The organism is Mesorhizobium delmotii (assembly GCF_900149755.1).
In the GTDB taxonomy this organism is placed as follows: Bacteria; Pseudomonadota; Alphaproteobacteria; order Rhizobiales; family Rhizobiaceae; genus Mesorhizobium; species Mesorhizobium delmotii.
Genome location: NZ_FUIG01000044.1, coordinates 98,041 through 117,726 on the forward strand (window position 1 = coordinate 98,041; position 19,686 = coordinate 117,726).

18 protein-coding genes are annotated in these 19,686 nt (G+C 61.7%); 4 read left to right on the forward strand and 14 right to left on the reverse strand.

From position 1 onward, the window contains the following. Positions 1–120 precede the first annotated feature (120 nt). On the forward strand, positions 121–348 hold the full coding sequence (locus tag BQ8482_RS40730; RefSeq protein WP_123150396.1) for a hypothetical protein: 228 nt from the start codon (positions 121–123) through the stop codon (positions 346–348). Positions 349–994: 646 nt separating this feature from the next. On the opposite strand, the gene BQ8482_RS27070 is transcribed toward BQ8482_RS40730, so the two are convergent. The 11 genes from BQ8482_RS27070 to BQ8482_RS27130 form a co-directional block, all read right to left on the reverse strand. Then, positions 995–2,308, reverse strand: a complete 1,314-nt coding sequence (locus BQ8482_RS27070; protein WP_123150397.1) for an MFS transporter — start codon at positions 2,306–2,308, stop codon at positions 995–997. Continuing rightward, positions 2,309–2,590 carry a metal-sensing transcriptional repressor gene (locus BQ8482_RS27075; RefSeq protein WP_123150398.1) on the reverse strand — a complete coding sequence of 94 codons (282 nt, stop codon included), beginning with the start codon at positions 2,588–2,590 and terminating at the stop codon, positions 2,309–2,311. 285 nt (positions 2,591–2,875) lie between these two features. Next, the gene (locus BQ8482_RS27085; RefSeq protein ID WP_123150400.1) at positions 2,876–4,114 is read right to left on the reverse strand and encodes an MFS transporter; all 1,239 of its coding nucleotides are present in this window, start codon (positions 4,112–4,114) and stop codon (positions 2,876–2,878) included. Between the two features lie 637 nt (positions 4,115–4,751). After that, positions 4,752–6,248 carry an ABC transporter substrate-binding protein gene (locus BQ8482_RS27090; protein WP_123150401.1) on the reverse strand — a complete coding sequence of 499 codons (1,497 nt, stop codon included), beginning with the start codon at positions 6,246–6,248 and terminating at the stop codon, positions 4,752–4,754. Positions 6,249–6,294: 46 nt separating this feature from the next. After that, entirely contained in the window at positions 6,295–7,431 is a 1,137-nt protein-coding gene (locus BQ8482_RS27095) for an ABC transporter ATP-binding protein (RefSeq protein ID WP_123150402.1), read from the reverse strand. After that, positions 7,428–8,459: an ABC transporter ATP-binding protein gene (locus BQ8482_RS27100; protein ID WP_244602980.1), complete on the reverse strand. Its 1,032-nt coding sequence runs from the start codon at positions 8,457–8,459 to the stop codon at positions 7,428–7,430. The genes BQ8482_RS27095 and BQ8482_RS27100 overlap by 4 nt, the downstream gene beginning before the upstream one ends. Further along, positions 8,446–9,375 carry an ABC transporter permease gene (locus tag BQ8482_RS27105; RefSeq protein WP_123150403.1) on the reverse strand — a complete coding sequence of 310 codons (930 nt, stop codon included), beginning with the start codon at positions 9,373–9,375 and terminating at the stop codon, positions 8,446–8,448. The genes BQ8482_RS27100 and BQ8482_RS27105 overlap by 14 nt, the downstream gene beginning before the upstream one ends. Next, positions 9,365–10,309, reverse strand: a complete 945-nt coding sequence (locus BQ8482_RS27110) for an ABC transporter permease (RefSeq protein WP_123150404.1) — start codon at positions 10,307–10,309, stop codon at positions 9,365–9,367. Before BQ8482_RS27110 ends, BQ8482_RS27105 begins: the two co-directional genes overlap by 11 nt. A gap of 389 nt (positions 10,310–10,698) precedes the next feature. Beyond that, the gene (locus BQ8482_RS38350; protein ID WP_165848730.1) at positions 10,699–11,118 is read right to left on the reverse strand and encodes a MerR family transcriptional regulator; all 420 of its coding nucleotides are present in this window, start codon (positions 11,116–11,118) and stop codon (positions 10,699–10,701) included. A gap of 181 nt (positions 11,119–11,299) precedes the next feature. Next, positions 11,300–14,131, reverse strand: coding sequence for a heavy metal translocating P-type ATPase (locus BQ8482_RS27125; RefSeq protein WP_123150406.1), 2,832 nt, complete (start codon positions 14,129–14,131; stop codon positions 11,300–11,302). Positions 14,132–14,354: 223 nt separating this feature from the next. Then, positions 14,355–14,750, reverse strand: coding sequence for an ArsR/SmtB family transcription factor (locus BQ8482_RS27130; RefSeq protein ID WP_244602981.1), 396 nt, complete (start codon positions 14,748–14,750; stop codon positions 14,355–14,357). Between the two features lie 930 nt (positions 14,751–15,680). Here BQ8482_RS27130 and BQ8482_RS27140 point away from each other — a divergent pair. After that, the gene (locus BQ8482_RS27140; RefSeq protein WP_123150407.1) at positions 15,681–15,956 is read left to right on the forward strand and encodes a hypothetical protein; all 276 of its coding nucleotides are present in this window, start codon (positions 15,681–15,683) and stop codon (positions 15,954–15,956) included. Positions 15,957–16,232: 276 nt separating this feature from the next. Here BQ8482_RS27140 and BQ8482_RS27150 read toward each other — a convergent pair whose 3' ends face one another. Together BQ8482_RS27150 and lspA are read right to left on the reverse strand one after the other, a co-directional pair. After that, entirely contained in the window at positions 16,233–16,427 is a 195-nt protein-coding gene (locus tag BQ8482_RS27150) for a hypothetical protein (protein ID WP_244602982.1), read from the reverse strand. A 51-nt stretch (positions 16,428–16,478) separates the two neighbouring features. After that, on the reverse strand, positions 16,479–16,988 hold the full coding sequence (lspA, locus tag BQ8482_RS27155; protein ID WP_244602983.1) for a signal peptidase II: 510 nt from the start codon (positions 16,986–16,988) through the stop codon (positions 16,479–16,481). A 217-nt stretch (positions 16,989–17,205) separates the two neighbouring features. Between lspA and BQ8482_RS27160 the strand changes: the two genes are divergently transcribed. Beyond that, on the forward strand, positions 17,206–18,186 hold the full coding sequence (locus BQ8482_RS27160; protein ID WP_208867843.1) for a L,D-transpeptidase family protein: 981 nt from the start codon (positions 17,206–17,208) through the stop codon (positions 18,184–18,186). Between the two features lie 50 nt (positions 18,187–18,236). Then, positions 18,237–18,614, forward strand: coding sequence for a hypothetical protein (locus tag BQ8482_RS27165; RefSeq protein ID WP_123150411.1), 378 nt, complete (start codon positions 18,237–18,239; stop codon positions 18,612–18,614). 401 nt (positions 18,615–19,015) lie between these two features. On the opposite strand, the gene BQ8482_RS27170 is transcribed toward BQ8482_RS27165, so the two are convergent. Then, on the reverse strand, positions 19,016–19,615 hold the full coding sequence (locus BQ8482_RS27170) for a L,D-transpeptidase (protein WP_123150412.1): 600 nt from the start codon (positions 19,613–19,615) through the stop codon (positions 19,016–19,018). Positions 19,616–19,686 lie beyond the last annotated feature (71 nt).

Here is a 19,686-nt window from a genome sequence, read left to right on the forward strand (position 1 = left end):
GCTTCCATTACGTCATCCGTCAAAAAATCCGTTAAGCCGATGAGCGGCTTCGACGCTTTCGGGAAGGACGAGTATTGGACCTAGCCGAACAACGTAGGAGACTGCGAAGACTATGTCTTCTTGAAGCGCCGCATCCTGCCGCAAGAAGGAACTGCGTTATCGAACCTGCTAATCACGGTCGTGCGTAAACCGACGGCGAAGGTCACGCGGCACTCACCATTCTGTCTGCCCGCCGGCACTCTCTCTGCGCCCCGGCCGGGCCGCACTCCTCCCGGCCCCGCTCTCCCTCCCGCGACTGGAACGGAGAGCACGCGAAGGCCTCTTCAGGATGGCAAGATGATCTCGTGATCCGCCGCATGCCGCCACAGCTTCCGGTCAGTTTCCGCCGGGGCTGACCGTCTGACGGCGTGGCCGCTCAGGGAGTGTCGGAACCAGCGGCTGCAATGACCGCATCTGTCTCGGGAACCCCGCGGCGACCGAGCCGGTGTGATGGGAGAAAGCGGGATAGATTTCGCACTGGAGTGGTTAGAGGTTCCCGATAGATGCGTCAGGTCAAAGAACCCGCAGCGCAACTTCTGCCAGCGCGATATAGCGCCCGGCCTTCGCGATCGTCACCAGCAGCAGAAGCTCCAAAACGGCTCGCGCAACACGCCGCAGCCACTGTCAGAGCATCGCCCCCTATTGGCGCCCCGGGAGAGCAGAAGCCTCCAGCAGCTCCAGCGTCTAGACCATCCTGTCGCGCAGTCCAGAGCCTGTTCGGTGACCGGAAACCAGCGTTGGTCGTGGTAGTGCTCGATCCACCGCCCAAGCAGCCAGTTGGTGACAGAGCCCAGGACATTGCCGATTGTCGCAACGATCACCAACAGTGGTGGCGAAGCTCGCCGAAAACGAGCAGCGCGACCAGCACGGCCTCGGATTGAGCCGGAAGGATGGTAGCGCCGACGAAAGCGACCGCGACAGTCCGCCTAGTGAGAGTATGTCCTCCACTTCTGGGTCAGCGCTTTCGCGGCCACGTGAGATGCATATCGTCGATCACATAGGCATGGGCATGGTGATGCGGGCGACCGGCGCGGGCGAGATGTGGGTGATCTGGAGGAAGCTCGTCGTGACGATGTTCAACGATCTCCGGGTCGTCGGCGGGCCAGACCGCAATGCTGATGCCGACAGCGGCTCCGGCCAGAGCGGCGAGGATGATCGCCCCGAGCGGCAGACCGAGGGCCGCGCCGGCCCAGCCGGCAAGCGGATAGGCGATAAGCCAGCAGGCGTGGGAGAGCGCGAACTGTGCTGCGAACAGCGCCGGGCGGTCCTCGGGATTTGCGGAACGCCTGAGCAGCCGTCCAGATGGCGTCTGCGCCGTCGAATAGCCGAGGCCCAGTACGAACCAAAGCAGCAGCAGCCAGCCGTAATCGGGCAGCGCACCCGCTGCCAGCGTTCCCACTGAGAGGACCGACGCGCCCGCGAGCATCGCCGTTCGGTCCGGTACCACTTCCAGCAGCTTCGGTAGGCCCAATGCCGCGACCATCGAGCCGCCTCCGAATGCCGTCAGCGCCAGCGCTGTCGCACGGTTGTCGAGCCCGAAGGCGGCCTGCACGTAGACCACCGTATTGACGATCACCAGCGCGCCGGCCGAGGCGACGGCGAGGTTGATGGCGAGCAGCCCGCGCAGGCGCGGTGTCGCCAGATAGATGCGGGTACCTCGCGTCGTGCGGTCGTAGATGCCACGCGGCTGTGAAGGCTTCGGGCTCGGCAACACGACCGACACCACCAGCGCCGCCGAGATCAGGAAGCCGATCACCGTGCCGGCAAATAGGTTGTGGAAGGAGATGAAAGCGAGGAGTGCCGCCGCCAGCATCGGGCTGACCACGCTTTCCAGATCGTACGCGAGGCGCGAGAGCGACAGCGCGCGCGTGTATTCTTGCTCGTCGGGAAGTATGTCGGGGATCGTCGCCTGGAAGGTGGGCGTAAAGGCGGCCGAGGCCGATTGCAGCACGAAGATCAGGACATAGACTTGCCAGATCTCGGTAACGAAAGGCAGCAGCACCGCAACGGCGGCGCGCACCAGATCGAGCGCGACCAGCATGGCGCGCCGGGGCACGCGCTCGGCGAACGCCGAGGCGATCGGGGCAACCGTCACATAGGCGATCATCTTGATGGCGAGCGCCGTCCCCAACACCGCGCCGGCATCGGCCTCAGCCAGTTCGAAGGCGAGCAGGCCGAGGGCGACGGTTGCAAGGCCGGTGCCGACCAGTGCGACGACCTGGGCAAGAAAGAGATGGCGATAGGTGCGGTTCTTCAGGATCGCCAGCATCTAGAGGTACTTCGCGATTTCCTTGAACTCGTCGATCGACCGCCGCCGACTGCGCGCGAGCGGTCCCACAACCTCTTCGAGGCAATGATTGAGGTGATCCTGAATGAGGGTCTTCTTGGCATGGGCGATGGCTTTTTCGACGGCATGGAGCTGCTGGGCGATGTCGAGACAGGGTCGGCCGGCTTCGATCATCTCGATGACGCCGCGCAGATGGCCACCGGCCCTCTTCAGCCGCTTGACGATCCGAGGGTGGCTTTCGTGAACTTTGATGATGTCGTTCATCCAATTATCCTATCCTCCTGGAGAGGGTACAACAACACCCTGCAGATGCCCCAGCGGTTTGGCAATATGTGCCGGTTGCGGATAACTTTGATCGGCTTCTTTGCATAGCAATGGGCGATGGTATTGGAGGCGTAGAACTCATTCTCGCCCTCGAACGTGGTGTCGAAGGCTTCATCACCATCGTCATTTCTGCCACTCGGCATTCTCCGACGACCTCAACAGGGGAGTCCTCGCCACAGTGTCACCTGCCGTCGCCGGAGCGTTCCGCTGAGACTGATCGGTGCCTCAAGCGGTGCTGTTGTAATGCCGGTGACCTATGCCTTGCGAGATGATACGGCTGAGCACCATCAGGGCGACGAAGGCGACAACCGCCATACCGAACCCGAGCCAGAGCACAGCCTCTGCCGAGCGGGACATGACCCATGCGAATGCGGCGGGTACTGCGGCATTCGCCAGATCGCCGGCTCGACCGAGCCGGCCGAGCCGGAGGCCGTAGTTGAAGGATCCGAAGATGTGGTACGGCAGTACCGGGCGGAGAATGCCCAGCAACCCCGCGGGAAGTCCGTAGCAGACCGCCGCGACCGCTGCGAGCCAGCCGGGCACGGGCAGGGCGAGCACCGCACAGACGAGCAGTGGGAGCAGGCTCAATGGTAGGGCGGCATGTACGAACCGGGCCAGCCTGATCCGCGGCAGTCGGTTGCCGAGCAAAGTGTCGCCGCCTCGGCTCACCAGATAGGCAAGACCTATGAGCGAGCCGGCAAATACGGCCTCTGCCCGCGACGTTCCCAGCGCTACAAAGATATCGATGGCAAGAATGGCCATCCCTGTGGTCAAGGAGGCCGTCAGAACCTGCACTGTCATGAGCAATGCGAACGCCCGACCAGCGAGTTCGGGGGGAACATGGGCTGGACTGGCGCGGCTCTGGTCCTGGTTCGCATTCTCCCGCATCGGGTTGTGGCGCCCAGCCAGCCAAATATGTATTGGCCAGGCGATCACCATGGTTGCGGTGGCGTAGAGCAGGCACAGCTGACGCCAGTCCATCAGGCCAAGCAGCGCTTCCGACAGCGGCCAGAAGATCGTCGAACACAGGCCGGTCGCCAGCGTCAACAGACCGATGGCGCGGTAGGCGCTTTTTCCGGCGGTTTGGGCAACGCCGTTATAGGTGGCCGTGCCCAGCCCGAAATGCATCCCGAAACCGAACAGCACCCATGCCGCATAATACGCAGTCGGGCCATTGGCGGCGGACAGCACCAGCAGCGCCGCAGCCAGGACCGGCGTCCCGTAGCAGAGCACGCGCAGCCCGCCGAAGCGATCGGCCAGCCCTCCGGCTATGGGGGCCAGAAACGCTCCGGTCAGAAACATGACGGTCGTTCCACCGAAGATTGCGGCGCTGGAGAGGTCGAGATCGGCGCGGATATGCGCGGCCAACACTCCGATGAGCGACATCGAAGTACCCCAGCCGAGCGTCTGCGTCAGCATCAGCATCATCACATGAGATAATGGCAGTCCGGATTGGGATCGCATCTGTCCTCCGGTTCGGAACGATCACAGGCTGATGTTACTCCGGCGAAGTCGCGCCGAAATGTCAGATCGCTGGGATCGGACCAGCAGGATGTTTGGAAGTTCCGCCATCTTTCGCAGGATATTCTGCGCATCCGGAGCGTGACGCCCCCCGCCGACGCTTGCTGCCGGAACATGCGCCCTGCCGACATAGAATTCGGCTAGTCACAATCTAAGGCGCTCATCGCGTTCATTTAGGAGGCCTGGATCGGCGTCTGCCCACGCCGGGTGGACGAACTGGTCCAGATCCATGGCTCTCGGGCATCTCGAAGAACAACGGTCGCAGGTTTGCACGGATCCACGGATATCGACAAGCGCGTGGGGGAGTTCCTCAACTGTGCGCTTGCCGGCTCCCATCATCTGCGAGACCGCCCGATTAAATGATTTGATCGCGGTTCCTGCTAACTAAGGAATTTTCAATGCCCACGATCGGGAAACCTTCCGACGATGAAACGGTTAGCCGGCGTTCGGCCAGAAGAGCGACGCGGCCCTCTTGTCGCTACCGGGCGGACGGTCGCACAAGACCTCGACGGCGCAGCCGTCGCGGCGAGCGCCGCGGGCGCAACCTGCCCGGCGCTCGAGGCGCCGGGCAGGAGTTGGGTTACTGGGCATCGAGATCGGTATCGAAGACATAGTAGTTCAAGGGATGCGGCGTGAAACCGGTGACGCCCGACGACGCGACGTCGAAGACCGTCTCGTTGACCAGGAAAACGGTGACCGCGTTGTCGTAGACGTACTGCGCCAATTTACCGTAGGCTCGGTAGCGCGACGTCGGATCCTCCTCGCTCGCCGCTGCCGCCAGCATAGTGTCGAATTCAGGATTGCAGTGCTGCGAGATGTTGTAGCTGCCTTTGCACGAGTAGTCGGCCGTCAGGTAGCCGATGGGCTCTGGCACGTCGGTCATGTAGCCGCGCGACAAGAGCGCCAGGTCGTAGTTGCCCGACAACATGTCTGGCTCGATCGAACTGTATTCGGCCACGCGCACATTGACGGTGAACCCGACCTCGGTCAGCATCGCCTGGATGATCTGCGCGACGTCGCGCAGTTCGGTCTTGCCAGTGTAGGCGAGGATTTCGATTTTCAGCGCGGCAGGGTCAACGCCCGCCTCATTCAGAAGCGCACGCGCCTTCTCCAGGTCTCGCTCGATTACCGGCGCGTTCGGCGCTTCCCAGGGTTGACCCGAGCGGAACGGGTCGCCCGCCGGCGGGCTTTTGCCTTCGAAGATGGCGTTCGAAATGCCGGCCGTGTCGATCGCAAGCCTGACCGCTTGACGTACCTTCTGGTTGTCGAAGGGCGCGCGCGCGTTATTCAGAAGGAGTTCCAGGACCCGCGGTGCATTGACCTCGAGCACGGCGAGATCGCCGCCAGAGGAGAGCGTCGCCACCGCTGCGGGCGGCACCAGGCGGGAGATTTGTGCCTCGCCAGATCGCGCCATCGTGCCGCGGGTGTTGGCGTCCGGAATGAAGCGGATTGTCCCCCCGGCCAGCTTCGCCTTCCCGCCCCAATAATTTTCGAACCGCTTTACCTTCACGTATTGTTGCGGGTCGACCTCGACGATCTCGAACGGCCCAGTACAGGTGCCAACGGGATTGATCCCGTCCTTCAAATAGGCAGCTGGAGACAGAATCGCCGTCCCTGGATTGGCAACGCTCCCCGGCAGGGTGACCAGCGGCGCAATCGTCTTGATCGTGACCGTCATCGGCCCGGTTGCTTCGACCGATGCGATCTGCTTTGGTGAAAACCCGCGGATTGGCACCTCCGATTTGAGCGCCTGATTGAGCGCCTCAGACACCGCCTTGGCGTCGAGCGGGTTCCCGTCCTGGAAGGTGACGCCTTCGCGGATCTTGAACTCCCAGGTCAGCGGGTCGACCAGCACCCACTCCATCGCGAGCGCCGGTTCGACCTTCAGATCCTGCGACACCCGCGTGAGCCCTTCGTAACAGCCGGCATGCGCGCCAATGAACGCGTCGTCGCCAGACATAGCCCAGTTGGCCTTTAGTGCGAGGTTGTCAGCCAGAACAAGCTGGCCATCCTGCGCCAGAACTGGTGCCGCAGCTAATAAGAATGCGGTCGATACGGACAAGAAGCGTTGCATCATTTCACTCTCCCATTGAATTTGGGCCCGATAGGGGCCGGCCATGATCTTAGAAAGCCGTCGCGGCAGGTTGTGTCGATTGCGCGTGCACTCCGGATGATTCCGTTGTTTCGCGCCCGGCGATAGGCTCTTCAGCCAGCGCCTCCCAGTACCGGCAGCGCACGAACTGGCCAGGGCGAGCCAGCTTCAGCTCCGGCTCAAACGCGGCGCAGTCGGGCCGCGCGTGGGGGCAGCGAGTATGAAAACTGCACCCGGAGGGCGGATTGAGCGGGCTCGGCGGATCTCCCTCAAGCAGGGAGTCGGCTGCGGAGAGACTGTTCTGGTCGAGCAGCGATGCGGCGAGCAGCGCCTTCGTGTAGGGGTGCGTCGGCGAGTTGAAAAGGGTATCGCGATCGGCGAGCTCGATCAGCTTGCCGAGATACATGACGGCGATGCGGTCACAGAGGTATCGCATGACGCGCAGATCGTGCGAAATCACCACCATCGTGAGTCCGCGCCGCAACTTGAGGTCCATCAAAAGATTGAGGATCTGCGTCCGCATCGAGGCGTCGAGCGCCGAGGTTGGCTCGTCGCAAATGAGGAGCTTCGGCTCAAGCAGCAGCGCCCGGCCAATCACGACGCGCTGCAACTGCCCGCCCGAGCACTGCTTCGGAAGCCGGTGGTAAAAGCTCGCATCAAGCCCGACATCCTCGAGCATCTCCAGCACCCGTGCCCGCCGCTCCGTCGCTCCCCCTCCGATTCCGTGGTGCGCCATCGGCGCACTCATGCTAGTGCCGATGGTCATCCGCGGGTCGAGCGCCGCATAGGGGTCCTGGAAAACCAGTTGCACATCGCGGCGCCGGCGGCGCAACGCCTCCCCCGTTGGGGCGAGCCAGTCCTCGCCATCGATCAGCACCTTGCCGTGCGTCGCGGTGGTCAGACGCGTGACGATCCTGGCGAATGTGCTCTTGCCGCAGCCGGATTCGCCGACCAGCCCCATCACCTCGCCCGCCCGCACGTGGAGCGACATGCCGTCCACCGATTTCACCACCTTCGCGCCGGTCAGACTTGGCAGCCGGTAGTGCTTGACGACGCCCTCGACGGAAAGGAAGGCCGGTTCGCGGTGCGCAAGGTCGGCGTAGCGCGGCGCGGTGCGCCGCGGACAGTCAATCGTGGCGCTGGTCGCGGCGATCGGTCGGCGCATCATGCGACGTCTCCTTCCTGCAAGCCCTCTGCGGTGGCATGGCAGCGGCACGCCCAGTGCTGGGCAAATTGCTCTAGTTCGGGCTCGCGGCTACAGCAGGCCGTGCGCAGCCCGGGATATTCGCGCATCAGTGTGCAGCGAGGCGCGAAGCGGCAACCTTCCTTGATGGCGAGCGCCTGGGAGCCGGAGCCCGGGATGGACATCAGCTTGCCGTCGCTCTCGGGCACCAGCAGCGAGCACCGAATCAGCGCGCGGGTGTAGGGATGCGCCGGTCGGCGCATGATCTCCTGAGTCGGCCCCTCCTCGAGGATGCGGCCGGCGTACATCACTGCCATCCGGTCGGCGAACGCGGACACGATCGAGAGGTCGTGGGTAATGAGTAGAATCGACAGGTCGTGACGCTCCCGCTCTTCCTTCAGCAGCCGAAGGATCTGAGCCTGCACGGTCACGTCGAGCGCGGTCGTCGGCTCGTCGGCGATCAAGAGCTTCGGGCCGGCCGCCATCGCCGCCGCGATCATCACCCGCTGCGCCATGCCGCCAGAGAGCTGGTATGAGAAGGCACGCGCCCTGACGGCCGGGTCGGGGATGCCGACGCTCCGAAGGAGGTCGACTACCCGCGCAAAGGCCTGGCGGCGCCCCAGGCCGCGATGCTTGCGCAGCGGCTCGGCGACCTGGGCCTGGACGCGCGACGTCGGGTCGAGCATCACCTGCGGCTGCTGGAACAGCATGGAGATTTCGGCGCCGCGCAACCGGTTCAGCTCGGCGTCAGACTTCGCTACGATGTCTTGCCCATCGAAGCGGATCGAGCCGCTGGTCATCCGCAGCGCGGCTGGCAACAGCCGCGACAGCGCGAGCGCGGTGACGCTCTTGCCGGAGCCGCTCTCGCCGACGAGCGCCACCACCTCGCGGCGGCCGATCGTCAGGTCGACCCCGTCGATCACCGTCTTGCCGCTCTCGAGCGAGACGCGAAGCTTGCGGACCTCGAGGAGCGGCGCGCTGCCGTTCACCCGGGTCATGTCATGGACAGCCATTCTCAGCCTCCTCCGCATTGGTCCCTGCTCGGCTGCGCGCGCCGCGGCTTTCAATCTCCAGGCCGTGGCCGATCCAGGTCACGCCGAGCGCGGCGAGGAAGATCACGGCGCCGGGCGCGATCATCAGGATGGGAGCGCGCTCGAGGTAGGGCTGGGCTTCCGCCATCATCAGCCCCCAGTCGGGATTGGGCGGCCGCACGCCCAGCCCGAGGTACGACAGCCCGCCCACGGTGATCAGCTTGTGGCCGAAGCGCAGGAAGGAAACCGCAGCAACCGGGCGGATCGTGTTAGGAACGATGTGCCGTAAGATCACGAAGCTTCGTTTCATGCCTAGAACCTCGGCGGCGCGGATATATTCCCGAGCATTGACCTCCTTGGCCAGCCCGCGGGCGAGCCGAGCGTATGGTGTCCAGCCGATCAGGGTTAGCGAGAGGATCAATGTGACGTAGTTCGGTCCGAAAACGCCGATGAGGAAAATCGCGATCACCACGTCGGGGATTGCGATCAGCAGGTCGACGACCCGCATCGCTACCTCGTCCACCAGGCCGCCAGCCCGGCCTGCGACCACGCCGATCAGCGTACCGACGACCAGGGTGATGATGACGGTGATCGCCGAGATCGTCACTGCAAACTGGCCGCCCACCAAGAGCCGCGAGAGCACGTCGCGCCCGAGATGGTCGGTGCCCAGCCAATGCTCGGCCGAGGGCGCCTGCAGCCGGTTGATCAGGTCCTGCGCGGCGGGGTCGTAGGGCGCGACCCACTGCGCGAAGCACACCATGACCAGGACCATGGCCAGCAGCACCGAGCCGGCCTTGAACGTCCAGTGCCGCGAGGACACGAAGGCGTAGGTACTGGCAAGGGGCGAGCGGCTCCGTTCGTCGAACGTGAGCCCTGGGTCGGCCATCTTAATGTCCATGGCTGCCTCGCATTGCCGGATTGAAGAGGACGTAGAGCACGTCGGTGATCGTGTTGATCAGGATGGAGAGGCCAACGAGGGCGACGAAGCCGCCTTGCAGCACCGGCACATCGTTGTTGACCACCGCCTCGTAGAGCAGCCGGCCCATGCCCGGAACCGCGAAGATCACCTCGATGACCACCGACCCGCCCAGCAACCCCGCGAACCACAGCGCGAAGAAGGTCACGACCGGCAGCGAGCCGTTGCGGAGGCCATGGTGCACCACCGCCTCATTCATCGACAATCCGCGCGCTCGCGCCGCGGTGATGTAGGGGGCCGCGATCACCTCGCGCATCGCCGCCCGCGTCACCTGGGTGAAATAGGCCATCGGCCGCAGCATTAGCGCCATTGCCGGCAAGACCAGCGACTCCCAGCTCTGCCAGCCGGCCGACGGCAATATGCCGAGCCAGAGCGCAAAGACCAGGATCGAGACCGGGGCGAACCAGTATTCAGGCGTCGCGACCAGCGTTTGGATCAGGAGAGTCGTGAAACCGTCGACCTTGCCGCCCGGCCACATGGCAGCGACAGTGCCGAGCGGCAGCGCCACCAGGAGCGCCGCGCCGAGGGCCGACAGCGCCAGGGTTATCGAAACCCCGAGAGCGCGGGCGATCTCAGAGGCGACCGGCTGTCGCGACGCGAACGAATAACCGAAATCGCCCTGCAGTGCGGAGCCGAGCCAGGAGAGGTACTGCACTGGCAGGGGCCGGTCGAGCCCAAGCTCCCTGCGCAGCGCCTCCACCGCCTCCGGCGCGAGGTCCAGGTCCGACACTCGCGAGAGCAGGATCGTGCGCGCGGGATCACCGTCGCTCAGCAGTGGCACACAGAAGGCGGCCACCGACACGATGAAGAGCATCATGACGAGGATCGTTACACGCTGTAGAATTATCTTCCACATTTCGCCTCCCTTTCGCGATCCGCGCAGCTGGTTGAGGCTGACGGTCCCGGAGATTGCGTGGGCTCCATCAGCGGCATTATAACAAGCGCGAGGGGCCGTTTGTGTTGAATCGGCTCGACCCGCGAGAATATGCTGCGGTTTCGCCGCCCATTTGCCAAAGACTTTGCCGTGCGAGCGGCCAATGCCCCCGGGGCCGGCCAAGGCGGAAGGCGGCTCGGACCCACGCGCGGCAGATCCTGCCATCTGGGCGTCGGCTCTTTGGCAGCGTCCATGAACCCGCAGCCATGGAGTGGGCGCACAAGGGCCTCAGTGACCTCACTGCTTGCAAAATCGAAGCCGTTGAGATCTAGGCTGGGCATTGCGCTGACCTGAGCTGATGAGCTGTCCACTTAACTAACCTTCTTGCTCTCAGGAAGGACACCTTCCTGTGCAAGCTGGACGAGACGCTGCGCAGTTGTTGTCATGCAGCATACGCCGTCAACGGCGTCGGTCAGCACTTCTTTCATCTGATCGAGCTTGTCGATTTTCTGTCGGACAGCAGCTAACTGGATGTTCACAACACTATCTGTTTGCGCGGACTGAGCAGCCGGCAAGGCAGTGACGCGCAGCAGATCCTTGATCGCTTCGACTGTGAGCCCCTGCTCCCGTGCCGCGCGGATGAATAACAGGCGTTGAATAGCCCCTTGACTCCAGCGTCGGCGATTTCCCTTGTCCCTATCTCCCTTCGGCAAGAGCTCGATTTGCTCGTAGTAGCGGATCGTGGGGATTTTCACGCCGGTCGCGGCAGACAGTTCTCCAATGCTCAACATCACGCGACTTCCTTTCCGTGGATTTTGCGCGGGCCTGCATTCCTGGCGCCTGATTGAAGACCGGCTAGCGTTGCGGTTCGCCGTCTTCTTATTTCCGCGGCACTCAAGCATGCCGCTCCTATTTGGCCTCCTAAAGAGGAGGTGGACGGCGGCCATTCCTGACCGCCGGTCCGTAGCTTGATCAGTGACTTTCGACAGCCACCAATGGGTGGGACGGAAGCGCCTTGTCCCGGCCATCATCGGCCGACTTCGCTCCCTTGAAGAACAGAAGCCGCAGCGCGTTCAGCGTGACGATCGCGGTGGCGCCGGTGTCGGCGAGCACGGCGACCCACAGCCCGGTGATGCCGAGCACACTGGTGACGAGGAAGAGAGCCTTTAGCGCCAGAGCGAAGACGACGTTCTGGTGGATGTTCGCCATGGTGGCGCGCGATAGCGCAACCAGATGAGCAAGGTCCGTAACGCGGCTCTTCAACAGGGCGGCATCCGCCGTCTCGATCGCCACGTCGGTGCCGCCACCCATGGCTATGCCGACATCGGCTGTCGCAAGCGCGGGGGCATCGTTGATGCCATCGCCTACCATGGCCACCTTGCACTTCTGTTTCATCTCATTGACGAGATCGAGCTTGTCCTGAGGCAGCAGTTCGGCGTTCCATTCTATGCCGAGACCTGTGGCGATTGCCTGGGCAGTGCGCCTGTTGTCTCCGGTCAGCATGACGGAACGAACGCCCATCGCCTTGAGCTGGGCGACGCCTTCACGCGCATCGCGCCGCGGCTCGTCGCGCAGAGCCACAAGACCGAGGAGTTCCTTCGTGTCCTCATCGAAGAGAACCGCAACGGTGTTGCCGCGATCCTCGAGCCTTTCGACGGCCTCGCGCTCCGAGGTCCCGACTGTTACGGTCTGTGCAGCATGCGACGGGGAACTGACGGCCAGCCGGCGTCCGCCCACCGTGGCATGGACCGCCTTGCCAGGGGTCGCAGACGCTTCTTTCGCCGCCGGGATGGCGATGCCGGCCGCTTCGGCACGCCCGATGATCGCCTTGGCAAGAGGATGGTTCGAGCCGCTCTCGACGGAAGCTGCCAGCGCAAGCACTTCATTCTCGTCGCGCTTTCCAAACGGGAGAACTTCGGTGACGCGTGGCTTGCCCTCGGTCAAGGTACCAGTCTTGTCGAAGGCGATGGCGCGCACTTTGCCGATGGTTTCGAGCGCACTGCCACCCTTGATCAGGAGACCGCGGCGCGTACCCACGGCCAGGCCCGAGGCGATCGCAGCCGGAGTGGAGAGCACCAGCGCACAGGGGCAGGCAATCAGCAACAGGGCAAGGCCGCGATAGAGCCAGCCCGCCCAGTCGCCGTCCAACATCAGCGGAGGAACGACGATGATCAGGGCTGCGATTAGCATCACGGCAGGCGTGTAGTAGCGACTGAAGTTCTCGATGAAGCGCGCGGTCGGCGCCTTGGAACCCTGGGCCTGTTCCACAAGCTGGATGATGCGCGAAATGGTGTTGTCGGCTGCCGTCTTTTCCACGCGAACATGGAGAACGCCATCGACGTTGATCGAACCAGCGAAAACGCTGTCTCCATTCGCCTTTGAACGTGGTACCGACTCGCCCGTAACGGGAGCCTCGTCGAGGCTGGAGGTCCCCTGAACGATCTGACCATCTGCTGGCACACGATCACCCGGACGCACCAGAACGAGATCATTGACGCGCAGCGACGCCGCGGAGACGCTGCGTTGGCCGCCATTGGGATCAACTAGGACCGCCGTCTTCGGTACGAGGGAGGCTAGCGCCTTGATGCCGGCACGGGCACGCCCAGCTGCCACGCTTTCCAGAAGCTGGCCGACGGCGAAGAGAAACACAACCGCGGCGGCCTCTTCCGCCTCGCCGATCGCAAGAGCGCCGACGGCGGCCACTGACATCAGCGTTTCGATCGAGAACGGCGAGCCGGACATGGCGAGCGCAAACGCCTGACGCGCGAACGGAATGACGCCCGTTATAACCGCACCGGCGAAGATCCAAATTGCGTAAGCGGGGAAGAATTGGGCGATGGCATAAGCCGAGCCCATCAGCAGGCCAAGCACGATGACGTGCTTGCCCTTGCGCGTCTGCCACCAACGCTGATTGCGCATGACTGGGGCAGGCGCGGCATCGACGATCACATCAGAGGCTTGATCAAGCTGGCGCGTATTCGACACGCCAAAACCGAGGCTCTTGATCGTCTTTTCGATGGCGGGGACCTTGGTGGTCGAACCAGGCGCTAGCGTGAGCTCGAGGGTTTCCGCAGTGAAGTTGACCCGAACATCGGAAACGTCGGGCATGCGCGCCAACGCCACCTCGATCTTTGCGACACAGCTTGCGCAATCCATGCCGTCGACCCGCATAGAGACGTTGGGTGGGCTGCCCGGAGCAGCGCGCTGGACAAGGGCATGTGCTGCGTGATCATGACCACTGCAGCTTCCGTGATCCTGGTCATGCTTATGATCGTGGCCGCCACAGCCTCCATGATCATGGTCGTGATGACTGTGATCTTCTTCGTGTTTGTGATCCCCACCACAACCACGATGATCGTGGTCATGTCTGTGATCGTGCTTACTATCATGGCTTCCGCCACAACCAGAGTGTTCATGAGCACCGTGGTCATGCGCATGATCATGATCATGATTGTGGTCATGATCGTGATTGTGATCGCCGCAGCGACCGCTGTGATCGTGCTCCTTGTGAGCACGAGCGGTCGGGTGCTCGGCTGGTGCGGCCGGTACGGCAGATGCCGGCAGTTCCGTGACATCGAACCCGAGCGACCGAATTTTCTTGGCAATGTCCTTCGCCGTAGTCTTGCTGGCGGCGTCGCGCGACAGAGCCAAGGTTTCGGTGGTGAAATTGACGGCAACGTCGGAGATACCCCCCATACGGCCCAAGGCGGTCTCGATCTTTCCGACGCAGCTTGCGCAATCCATGCCGCCGACATGGAAGCCGAGCCGTTCGCCGGCATTCGAAGTTGAACGTCCTGTTGTCATTCCAAACTCCTTTCTCACCGGCGCAGCGGGCGTTCGTTCGCCTTCGGGATCTGCGCGGCTTCGGAAGAGACCATAAATCAATTGAACAATTATTCAAGTGTTCGCGCACAATATTTTCGTCCCCACAGGGGTCGGGACGGATTCGACTGCGGGATTGCGCTAGGCAAGGGAAACCGTCGCCTGCAAACGCAGGCGCCGGGAGAGAGACGTTCGCAGGGCCGGCCTACTCGTCCGTGTGGTCTTCCGAGATGTGCGTTGCCATGTCCTGCAACACCTGGCTGACATGCTGGTCGGCGATCTCGTAGAAAATCTGCTTCGCCTGACGCTCCCCCCTCACGAGACGGGCGCCACGCAGGAGCCGCAGATGATGGCTGACAAGGGACAGGGACAAGTCCAGCTTCTCGGCGATGTCGCCCACCGATATCGGACCCGGCAGACAGGTTAGAAGGATCTTCAGTCGGGATGGATCGCCAAGCAGGCGGAAAGTCTCCGCCAGAATGGCGACTTCGTTCTGCGACAGCGAGGAATGGTCGAGGGGCTGGGCGGATGCCGCAATGCCGCCCTGCCCTTCGGGCAGGTCCTGTTTTGTAAAGCGCGCCTTCGGCTTAGAAGAAATCATCTGTTTGAATTACCTTAGGTCGGGATGGCGGTCGTCGGAACGGACGAGACAGGGCCAATTGATATCTCAATATCGAGCAAATACAACGACAGGGTTTCCGACATCTTCCGTCTTCAGTCATTGACGCCGTTGCTTTCGCCAGACCTTGCTCGCTTCACGGCTGTTGGCAAAGGGAGGAGATGACGATTTCGACCTGCCAGCCTATCGGCGCCAGTTGGCTAAACAGGGCAGCGGTACCTAGGGGTGAGGGTCGGGTGACCGATGAACTCCCGCCGTGACGCTCGGGCGTGTTGCCCTGCCTGCCGACATCGCGGATACGATTTGGACAGTGTCTCGTCTCATACCCTCAGTTTCAGCTATGGCAATATTCTTCGCGAATATGAGATGCCATGCCTGGAGGATCGCGTTCACGTGCTGATCCGAGATTTGGAAGAACATATACTTGGCAACGCGCACTTCTCGGACCAGCCTTGCGCTGCTGCGCAAAAGCCCTGGAGTATTGCTGACAAGAGACGCGAAAGATCGAGATCGTCCGCTATCTTGGTGACGGACTTTCACACCGGTCATGCAGTTGGGCAAAATCATCAGCCTGCTGGGTCGCCCAACAAGCGAAAGGTCTCCGACAAGTCGGACAGTTCGTGATGAGGGAGGGGTTCGCCCCTTTTCATCGAGCTGGCCTTTTCGCGACCTCGGGGAACCGCCATCGGTCGAGCTTTCACTGGTAGCGCGCGCGATTGGGGCTAAAGCATCCGCAGAGGCCTTCGACGCTCCACCACATGCCCTCGATCGAGACGCGACCCTCAGTGAAATATGTTCAATCGGCAAAGCCAGTCATTTGATTTTGGCTCAAATCTAAGTGCCTGATTTCGCGAGGCTTTGGTATCCGTTTTGTATGCTCCTCCCACAAAGCTCTGGGGAGAGTGTCAAAAAATGAAAAGGCTTGTTTTAAGCGCGTTCGCGCTTGCCTTGTCGTGCGCCGCGGCCGGCGCAAACGCATTGCATCTCAATCCGGCTCCGCCGGCGGGCGCATCGAACATGCAGACCTTCGGACGGACGACGATACCGGTCGGTTACTACGAATATGGGAGATTTCGTGTTGGACAATGTCGAGCAGAAGAGCTGCTGTGGCGCGACGCAGAAATTTACTTCCTGAAGCGGCAAGCTCAGACGGACCCGAACAGTTGGGTCAGCCTTGCGAGCGGCTGACCCGTCATTTGCCAGCGGAACTCCGGTCTGGCGCCAACCATGCGAACGTCACACCGGCTGCCAACGCGAGGAGAACAGTGGCGGTTCCGCCGTAGAACATTTCGATGAGATTGTGTCCGCCGATCACGCAATTGAGCCAAAATACGAACGCCAATCCGATATAGGCCGTGGCTCCAACGGCGGCAAAAATTCCAAGTCTGTTCAGGACGGGCATCTCGATCCGGGCGGTAAGCTTCTTTTGCCGGAATTATGATCCGCTCGCCAGCGACAAGCCACTCACTGATTGGTGATCGATGATCGCGAAGCTGTCCCGGGAGCCGAAAGGCGGCTTTCCTTTTGCAAATGCAGGAAACTACCTGCGAACATGCCGGTAACAAAAAGCAGGAGTGCGATCATCAGAATCGCATTGTTTCTTTTTCGCTTGCGAACAAGCTCACGCATTTCAGGCTCCGACAAGTTGAGCACCGCCATTTCCATATCCTCATCCTTTGCCGGCGCTATAGCTTCGCGCAAACCGGTCCATCATCGCAGCGTGTGTTCACCGGATGGCGATCCCGAAACAAACGACGCCGTTGCCAACAGAGCGGCTCCGCCGACGATTGCTACATCCGCCAGGTTGAACGCCGGCCAATGCCAACCAGCGAGATGCATATCGATAAAATCTGTAACCGCACCCCGCTGGAAACGATCGACGATATTGCCAATCGCCCCGCCAGAAATAAGGCCGAGTGCTGCGACCTCGGTGCGGTTCTTTGCCACTGCTGCCCATAGGATCAGAATAAGAGCAACAATGGATGTGGCGACAATGATCACTTGCGGCCGCGTTTTGAAGAAGTCCGCGAACAGCCCAAAACTCACCCCTTCATTGTAGCTGAGCGTGAGATTGAAAAAGCTCGTTACCGGGATGCTCCGGGGCGGCTGCATCACCAGTTCGACCATGACTGTCTTTGCGAATTGATCCGCCGAAACTGCGGAGATCATGAAAAGCAGGGCGAACATCAAATTCGCTGGTTCAATTCGATATGCAGCCATCGCGATCACCTTTTCGTGTCATGGAATTTGGCGATCAGAATCAGTGAGGCCTCTAGCAGGGTGAGGTGCAAGCGCTCCGGCATCAATTTTGTGTTAATCATACTGACGAAGAATGGCGACTTTGATAGAGGGGTCAGTACACGCGAAACTCCCTTCGGCTCGTCCATCGGTCCGCGAAACAGGTTGGTGTTGTTTGCTGCAGAGATTGTTCGGACTATTGGCATTGATCGCGCTTTCGGCGGTGATCTCAGGATGCGTTTCCACCGTCTTGGAGGTCGACAACAAATCCGCCCAGCCCATTCCTGCAAAGCTGGTCGGCGAGATGAGCAAGAGGAAGATGTCGCCCGCCGATCCAATTCTCGTCCGGATATTTAAGCAAGAAAGCGAACTGGAGATCTGGAAGCGCAAGCGGACAGGCCGTTATGCGCTGCTGAAGACCTATCCAATGTGCCGTTGGTCGGGCAAACTTGGGCCGAAGAAGAAAGACGGGGACCGTCAGGCGCCGGAAGGCTTCTATCACGTCTCGGCAAGCATGCTGAACCCGAACTCGCAATACTACCTCTCCTTCAATCTCGGCTATCCCAACAGACTGGAAAGCGCGCTCGGCTATGACGGCGAAGCGCTGATGGTCCACGGCGCCTGCTCATCGTCCGGGTGTTACGCTCTGACCGACCAAGGTGTGGCCGAAATATATGCGGTCGCGCGTGAAGCTCTACGGGGCGGCCAGGCCGCGTTTCAGGTTCAAGCCTTTCCATTTCGGATGACAGCTGAGAATATGGCAAAGAACCGTAACGATCCCAATTTCAGCTTCTGGGCCGACCTCAAGCGGGGCTATGATATTTTTGAAGCCAACAAACGTCAGCCGAAGGTCTCATATTGCGACGGGCGTTATGTGTTCGACGCCGAGTTCGGTGCCGACGAGCCAAGCGATCCCCTGGCCGCCTGCCCGCCACAACCCAACGCCGAAGGATTGGCAGTCGCCACCAGCTTTGAAAACAGTACGGGCGGTGTTGGGACACCGGCCGGCAGCCGAGCGATATCCGCGCACGCCTATTCGGACGGCGGAATGCATCCGAGTTTCCGCAAGCTTCTGAGAAATCGCGGTGCGAAGGATTTGGCGAAGATGACCTCTGTCACCGCAGTGCCGGTCAGCAGGCCGGATGCCGCTCTTGCCGATCCACACAGCGCGAATGAATGAGCAGCGCGCGCCTAAACGCCAGGAGCGGATCAAGCATTTGTCTTGCTCCCATGGCCATTTTCGATCAGACCAGCAGAATATATGACGGTCCGGCGCTGAACCGGGAGCTGTCCATTTCCATGATCCGGGTGCCTGCCCGCGCTCCAATCCTCGCCGGCAGCAGGATGGGGGCGATGGCGACTATTCGCAGATCAATCGTGTTGGACGCAGGCGCTGACCGGGTCTGGATGGAGGTCAACAAACCGCGCCTGCTTATCGAGGTCGCCAGGCCTTTGATACGCTTCATCCCCTCAAAAACGCTGGCACTGGACTTGGCTTGGGAAGCGAATGACCATCAAGTCCGGATGCTGCTTTTCGGCTTCATTCCGACTGGCCGGCATTGCTATCGATCGGCCGCCCGAGGCAGATCGGATCAGATTCCTGCATGACAACGGAAGCAGCGATTTTGTCAGATGGTGGAGCCACTTGATTTCAGTGGAAAGGATCGCGGGCGGCAAAACGCGGTACACCGACCGGGTCGAGATCGAAGCAGGCCCGGCAACGCTCCTTATCTCGCTCTTTGTTCGGTTCTTCTTCTGGCATCGGCAGCACCGGTTGCTGCGCCTGGCGCGGGGTGGGTTTAGCTACAGTGCCGGTTAGGGGCCATGGCGATGATCCAAAAGCCAAATCCAGATGTTGCCCCGCGAAGACGGGCAGGACCGGGAAGGTGCGGGGGACTGGGCGAGAGTAAGAGGTTTGTTGCCGCTATTCGTGGTCACATTCGGGCCAGCCTGAAGCGTCAATTCGACACATGCGTCGTCCCGGCGAGCTGCTGAGAAGCCTTTCGCTGTCAGATGACCACTACCGTCGCCCCCACTGGAGTGCGCTCATAGAGATCGACGATGTCGTCGTTCGTCAAACGAATGCAGCCGCTCGACATAGCATTGCCTATCGACCAGGGCTCGTTGGTGCCGTGTATCCGGAACATGGTGTCAAGGTTGCCGCGGTAGAGATAAAGGGCGCGCGCGCCGAGCGGATTGTTCAGCCCTCCCCCGACACCGCCTGCATACTGCACCAGATGCGGCTTGCGTCGCAGCATGTTTGCCGTGGGCGTCCATGACGGCCATTCCGCCTTGCGGCCGATTTTCGCCTTGCCCTTTAGGGTGAGTCCCTGCTGGCCGACACCGACGCCGTAGCGCGTCGCCCACCCGCCTTCCTCGACATGATAGAGGTAGAATTCCGACGTGTTGACGATGATCGTCCCAGGCGCCTCGCCACCGTCGTAAGGCACGCGCTGCTTTCGGTAACGCGGATCCACCCGATAGTTTTCCGCCTTGAGCGCGACCGGCACTGGTTGCACCACATCCTGTATCGTCGACATGCACCCGGTGGTCGACAGCGCCAAACCGCCAAGCAACAGCGCTCGGCGCGTAATCGTCTCATTCCTCATATCTGCCCTCGAGAAGCCATCGCTACGTATCTGGTCCGATCCTCCTCCGTCAGACCGCGGGCAGAAGGCGC

Coding starts and splice junctions, on each gene's coding strand:
- BQ8482_RS27070 (WP_123150397.1), bottom strand. CDS start 2,308: ATGCTGGCGATCCTGAAGAACCGCACCTATCGCCATCTCTTTCTTGCC.
- BQ8482_RS27075 (WP_123150398.1), bottom strand. CDS start 2,590: ATGAACGACATCATCAAAGTTCACGAAAGCCACCCTCGGATCGTCAAG.
- BQ8482_RS27085 (WP_123150400.1), bottom strand. CDS start 4,114: ATGCGATCCCAATCCGGACTGCCATTATCTCATGTGATGATGCTGATG.
- BQ8482_RS27090 (WP_123150401.1), bottom strand. CDS start 6,248: ATGATGCAACGCTTCTTGTCCGTATCGACCGCATTCTTATTAGCTGCG.
- BQ8482_RS27095 (WP_123150402.1), bottom strand. CDS start 7,431: ATGATGCGCCGACCGATCGCCGCGACCAGCGCCACGATTGACTGTCCG.
- BQ8482_RS27100 (WP_244602980.1), bottom strand. CDS start 8,459: ATGGCTGTCCATGACATGACCCGGGTGAACGGCAGCGCGCCGCTCCTC.
- BQ8482_RS27105 (WP_123150403.1), bottom strand. CDS start 9,375: ATGGACATTAAGATGGCCGACCCAGGGCTCACGTTCGACGAACGGAGC.
- BQ8482_RS27110 (WP_123150404.1), bottom strand. CDS start 10,309: ATGTGGAAGATAATTCTACAGCGTGTAACGATCCTCGTCATGATGCTC.
- BQ8482_RS38350 (WP_165848730.1), bottom strand. CDS start 11,118: ATGTTGAGCATTGGAGAACTGTCTGCCGCGACCGGCGTGAAAATCCCC.
- BQ8482_RS27125 (WP_123150406.1), bottom strand. CDS start 14,131: ATGACAACAGGACGTTCAACTTCGAATGCCGGCGAACGGCTCGGCTTC.
- BQ8482_RS27130 (WP_244602981.1), bottom strand. CDS start 14,750: ATGATTTCTTCTAAGCCGAAGGCGCGCTTTACAAAACAGGACCTGCCC.
- BQ8482_RS27140 (WP_123150407.1), top strand. CDS start 15,681: ATGAAAAGGCTTGTTTTAAGCGCGTTCGCGCTTGCCTTGTCGTGCGCC.
- BQ8482_RS27150 (WP_244602982.1), bottom strand. CDS start 16,427: ATGGCGGTGCTCAACTTGTCGGAGCCTGAAATGCGTGAGCTTGTTCGC.
- lspA (WP_244602983.1), bottom strand. CDS start 16,988: ATGGCTGCATATCGAATTGAACCAGCGAATTTGATGTTCGCCCTGCTT.
- BQ8482_RS27165 (WP_123150411.1), top strand. CDS start 18,237: ATGGCCATTTTCGATCAGACCAGCAGAATATATGACGGTCCGGCGCTG.
- BQ8482_RS27170 (WP_123150412.1), bottom strand. CDS start 19,615: ATGAGGAATGAGACGATTACGCGCCGAGCGCTGTTGCTTGGCGGTTTG.